This is a genomic window from Treponema sp. UBA753 (genome assembly GCF_002297325.1).
GTDB lineage: Bacteria > Spirochaetota > Spirochaetia > Treponematales > Treponemataceae > Treponema_D.
Genome location: NZ_DBKJ01000078.1, coordinates 1 through 608, shown reverse-complemented (window position 1 = coordinate 608; position 608 = coordinate 1). Strand labels below are relative to the sequence as shown.

The 608-nt window shown below is 38.3% G+C and carries 1 protein-coding gene; it reads left to right on the top strand.

All coding sequences use genetic code 11. From position 1 onward, the window contains the following. A partial coding sequence (locus tag B4C08_RS06790; protein WP_296664120.1) for an adenylate kinase family protein occupies positions 1–498 on the top strand: 498 nt, incomplete at its 5' end. Positions 499–608 lie beyond the last annotated feature (110 nt).

Sequence of the window (608 nt, the reverse complement as noted above, 5' to 3'; positions counted from 1 at the left end):
GGAAAAAAAGTAAAGGCAATTCTTGATTCCGGCGGACTTGTAAGCGATGAAGTTGTTCTTGAAATTGTGGAAGACAGACTCAAGAAAGATGACTGCAAGAACGGCTTTATTTTGGACGGATTTCCACGCACAATTCCTCAGGCAGAAGCATTTGAAAAGCTTGGAATCGATGTAAAAGTTGTTAACTTTGAAGTTGACAACGACTTGATTATTGCGCGCCTTTCAAATCGCCGTGTATGCAAGAACTGCAAGGCAAACTACAATGTTAAATTTATGCCTCCAAAGGTTGAAGGCAAATGCGACAAATGTGGCGGAGAGCTTTTTACTCGCGAAGACGACAAGCTTGAGTCTATAACTCACCGTCTTGAAGTTTACAGAAAAGAAACTGAGCCTCTTATAGAATTCTACAAGAAGCTTGGAAAAATCACAGACATTGACAGCGCAAGAGATTCAAGTCTTGTTCTTGTTGATTTTAAAAAGCTTTTTCCAAAAAAATAAAATAGAAAGCATTTAGCTTTTTCTGGCTGTCCATAAATCGGGCAGCCTTTTTTTTGTTTCAGTCCTGTTGAAATTCAGGGTAAACACGTATAAATGTATTCAGCATAAAA